The 4391-nt window shown below is 74.3% G+C and carries 3 protein-coding genes; 1 reads left to right on the top strand and 2 read right to left on the bottom strand.

Going from position 1 to position 4391, the window contains the following annotated elements; all coding sequences use genetic code 11:
• Positions 1-1255: IucA/IucC family protein (locus CW362_RS42390; protein WP_206301224.1), on the bottom strand; the 1255-nt coding region annotated here is incomplete at its 3' end.
• Positions 1256-1504: 249 nt separating this feature from the next.
• Positions 1505-2977, bottom strand: a complete 1473-nt coding sequence (locus CW362_RS42385) for a diaminobutyrate--2-oxoglutarate transaminase family protein (RefSeq protein ID WP_103554904.1) — start codon at positions 2975-2977, stop codon at positions 1505-1507.
• 350 nt (positions 2978-3327) lie between these two features.
• On the opposite strand from CW362_RS42385, the gene CW362_RS42380 reads away from it, so the two are divergent.
• Positions 3328-4391, top strand: a 1064-nt coding sequence (locus CW362_RS42380) for a trypsin-like serine peptidase (protein WP_103554903.1), incomplete at its 3' end; no start/stop codon positions are given.

Genomic DNA, 4391 nt, shown 5'->3' with positions numbered 1-4391 from the left:
CCGGGTTGCCGTCCGGACCGTCGACGGCGAGCCAGGACGGGTCCCGGACGATGTCGAAGCCGGGGTGGACGGACCGCCACTGCTCGAACAGGCCTCCGCGCAGCAGGCGGTGGACCTCCGTGCCGCGGTGGAGTTCCTTGCGGAGGTTCTCCCGGCGGGAGTTGGTGATGCGCAGGCCCAGCGACAGTTTCAGCATCGCGGGGGCGCCGGAGCGGTAGACGGTGCGGACGGAGGAGGTGGGGTGCCAGGGGGTGCCGTGGGGACCGAGGTCCTGGAGCAGCCCGGCGTCCAGCAGGGCCGCGGTCCCGGGGCGGTGCCGGACCTCGCGCATCTGCCAGGGGTGCAGGGGCAGTACGGCGGCGCAGCCGTCGGGGAGCGACAGGCCGGGCCCGGCCAGCCGCATGGTCAGCTGCTCCGCCGACACGGGGCGGCCGCGTTCCGTCCACGCCGAGTCGGACGCCAGCACCGAGGGGGCGACCGCCATCCAGTGCAGGGGGAAGGAGCCGCGCAACTCGGGTGAGTAGAGCCTGCCTTCCTCGTCGGAGAGGCCCTCGCGCCCCTTCGGTGTCGGGTGCAGCGGGTGGCCGAGGAGGAGTGCCTGTTCGGCGGCGAGGAAGTGGTCGGCCGGGTCGGCGGGGTGCTCCCTGCGGTCCCTGATGAACACGGCGGTGCGCCGGACCGAGTCGGCGACGCGGCCGACGAGGTCGGCGCCTTCACCGGCCGGGCTGTCCGGGCACCGGGGGCCGGGTCCGCCCGGGGCGGCGGGCGGCCCGTCGGGGGGCGCCGGCCGGCCCGGGTCCGCGGCCGGTGTTCCGGGGGCCGTCTGCCGCGCGAGCAGGGCCGCCACCGTCACCGCGTCGACGGGCGGTGCCTGTTCGGGAGCGCCGGCGAGAAGGGGGAGCCCGAAGCGGTGCCAGCCGGAGGGGGACCAGTGGTGGACGGGGACGAGCAGGGCCGCGCCACTGGCCGGCAGCTCGATGCGGAGAGTGCCGTCGTGGGGGGCCGCCAGGTCGTTCTCCCGCACCCAGCAGCGCAGCAGGTTCTCGACCGCAGCCGCCTGCGCCGCCGTCCGGGTGTCGGGGTGGTCCAGCAGGTCGAGCAGGTCGACGGTGGTCCCGCCCGGCCGTTCGGGCGCCCGGGCCGCCTCCTTCTGCCGGGGAACGGACTCCGGTCCGGGCGGGTGCGGGACCGGTGTGCCGGGGACCGCTCGCTCGTACGGGGAGGGAGGGCTGTCGGGTGCGGGGGTGGCGTTCACGAGGGATTCCTTGCGGGTCGTTCGGGTTCGTGCGGTGACGGACCGGGGCGGAACCGGAGTGCGTCGGGCTCTCGGCGTTCCTGGCCGGCCGCTGCGGAGGGGGAGGCCGACGGGGGCCGTGGAGGCGACGGTGGCGGTCCGGGGCGGGCCGGCCGTCGACCGGCGCCCGTCGGGTCCGCGGCCTTCGCGGGCGGGCGGTCCGGTGAGTCCCGCCCGCGTGCGTACGCCCGCGCCGGAGCGGCCGGACCGTCACCGGGGACCGTCGGCACCCTGTTCCCCGTCCCTCTCGTGGCGCCGGTCCCCCCGTGCCGTCGCGCTCACCGCGCTCACCGCGTCCGCGAGCCGGTCGAGCACGGCGGACGTCTGTTCGTCACTGATCGTCAGAGGGGGAAGGAGCCGTACGACGCTCGACCGGCGGCCCCCGAGTTCCACGATCAGGCCCCGGCGCAGACACTCCCGCTGGACGGCGGCGGCGAGTTCGGGGGCGGCGGGGCGGGGGCCGTCCGGGGCGGGGTGCGGCGGCCCTTCGGGGTCGACGAGTTCGATGCCGATCATCAGGCCGCGGCCGCGTACGTCGCCGACGCAGTCGAACTCCGCGGCGAGCGGGCGCAGTCGCTCCAGCATCCGGGCGCCGACGGTCGCCGCGCGTTCGGCGAGGCCGTGCTCGCGGACGTACGCCAGGGTGGCCGTGCCGGCGGCCATGGCCAGTTGGTTGCCGCGGAAGGTGCCCGCGTGGGCGCCGGGCCGCCAGACGTCGAGGTCGTCGCGGTAGACGACGACGGCCAGCGGCAGGCTGCCACCGATGGCCTTGGACAGCACCATCACGTCCGGGGTGATCCCGCTGTGTTCCACCGCCCAGAAGGCGCCGGTCCGGCCCACACCCGTCTGGACCTCGTCCACGATCAGCGGGACGGACCGGGCTCGCGTGATCTCGCGCATCCGCCGTGTCCACGTGTCCGGCGCGGGAATGACCCCGCCCTCGCCCTGGACGGGTTCGAGGATCATCCCGGCGGGGAGCGGCACGCCCGACTTGGGGTCGTCGAGGAGGGACTCCGTCCAGCGCGCGGCGAGTTCGGCACCGTGGTCGCCGCCGACGCCGAACGGGCAGCGGTAGTCCTGCGGGTAGGGCAGGCGCGCGACGCGTACGTCGGTCGCGCCGCCGGACGCTTCGAGCGCCCCCGCGGTCATCCCGTGGTAGGCGCCGGTGAACGCGAGCATGCCGCTGCGGCCGGTGGCCGCGCGCACCAGTTTGAACGCGGCCTCCACGGCGTCCGTCCCGGCCGGTCCGCAGAACTGGATCCGCGCGCGCTCGGCGAACCGCGGGGGGAGCGTGCGGAACAGCTCGGTGGTGAAGGCGTCCTTGACCGGTGTCGCGAGGTCCAGGACGTGCAGGGGCGCCCCGGAGTCCAGGACCTTCCTGACCGCCTCCAGGACGACGGGGTGGTTGTGCCCGAGGGCCAGGGTCCCGGCTCCGGAGAGGCAGTCGAGGTAGCGGCGTCCGTCGGCCCCCTCGATCGTCAGCCCGCGGGCCCGCACGGGAACGATCGGAAGGGCACGCGCGTAGGTGCGCGCCGCCGATTCGCGTGCCGACTGGCGCCGCAGAATGCCCTCGTGCGCCGCGCGCGCCCGCTCGGCCGCTCCGGCGCCGGTGTCCCGCGCCCCCTCGGATTCCCCTTCCCCCGGCGCCTCCACCGGCACCACCGCTGACTCGGTCACGGCCACGACTTCAGGTCCTCCCGCTGTCCAGAGGCGAGTTGGCAGGAGGGTCCGGACGCAGGCGGCAGGCCCCCCGTACGTACCAACGACGCCACCGGCGTTGGGAAGCGGGTGAATCCGGTGTTCCTTACGGGTTCTTTGCCGGGGAGGGTCGGCGACCCCCCGGTGGCCGCCCGCCGGAGGACGGCCACCGGAGGACGGCCACCGGGGCCACGACCCCGTAGCTGAACCGTTGCCGTACCGTCGGATGTCCCGCACAGCGACCGCCTAGTCTGTGATGCCGTTCGGCCGTGCCGGACGAACCGCTCAGGTGCCCGCAGCCGCACAGTTCCCACACCCTCAGGGGGAGTTACACCATGCGATCCATACGCCCGCCCTTCGCCGCCCGTCGAGGCAGGAGCGCGCGCCGCAGAACGTCCCCCGTCCTGGCCGCCGTCGGCCTCGCCACGGCCCTGGCGCTGACGGCCACCGCCTGCGATTCGGGGAGCGACACGGCGAGCGGTGAGCCGACGGCCTCCGCGTCCCAGGCCGGTGACGGGAAGATCCAGATCCCGGACGACATCAAGAACAAGCTCAAGGAGCACGGCATCGATGTCGACAAGTGGAAGGACGGCGCCTGGAAGAACTGGGACAAGGACGAGTGGCTGCGCCAGGCCGACGACTTCATCAACCCGATCATCAAGGGCCTCTGGGACCCGGACCGCATGCGCGGTGCCGACGACCCCGACAAGAACAAGGGCGTCGACGACAACGACCTCACCGGTGACCAGGGCGTCACCGACCCGGAACCGGCCCCGGTGACGGCACAGGCCGTGAAGACCTCGTACCACGCCAGCGTGCCCGTGGCGGGCAAGGTGTTCTTCGACGCCCCCGAGGGCACGATGGTCTGCTCGGCGACGGTGGTGGAGGACCCGGCGCACCCGGGCAAGTCCAACCTGGTGTGGACCGCGGGCCACTGCGTGCACGCCGGGAAGAAGGGCGGCTGGTACCGCAACATCGCCTTCGTGCCCTCCTACAACGACCAGGGCAGGACGGAGGCGCAGCTGGAGAGCGCCCCGCGCGAGGAGGTCGCCCCGTACGGCGTCTGGTGGAGCGACTGGGCGCAGACCTCGGACCAGTGGATCGAGCAGGGCGGTTCCACGGGCGGCCAGGGGGCCTCGTACGACTACGCGGTGCTGCACGTGACGCCGGAGAAGGGCAGCGGCGGCAAGTCCCTTGAGGAGACGGTGGGTTCGGCGCTGCCGGTGAACTTCAACGCCCCGGCCGTGCCGAAGGTCTCGAGCATCACGGCCACCGGGTACCCGGCCGCGGCGCCGTTCGACGGCCAGAAGCTGTACCAGTGCACGGACAGGCCGGGACGGCTCTCGGTCGCGAAGGCCGACCCGACCATGTACCGCATCGGCTGCACGATGACCGGCGG

The sequence above is a fragment of the Streptomyces populi genome (assembly GCF_002911015.1).
GTDB lineage: Bacteria > Actinomycetota > Actinomycetes > Streptomycetales > Streptomycetaceae > Streptomyces > Streptomyces populi.
The sequence above is the reverse complement of the archived record's forward strand: the minus strand, read 5'-3'. Positions and strand labels throughout refer to the sequence as shown.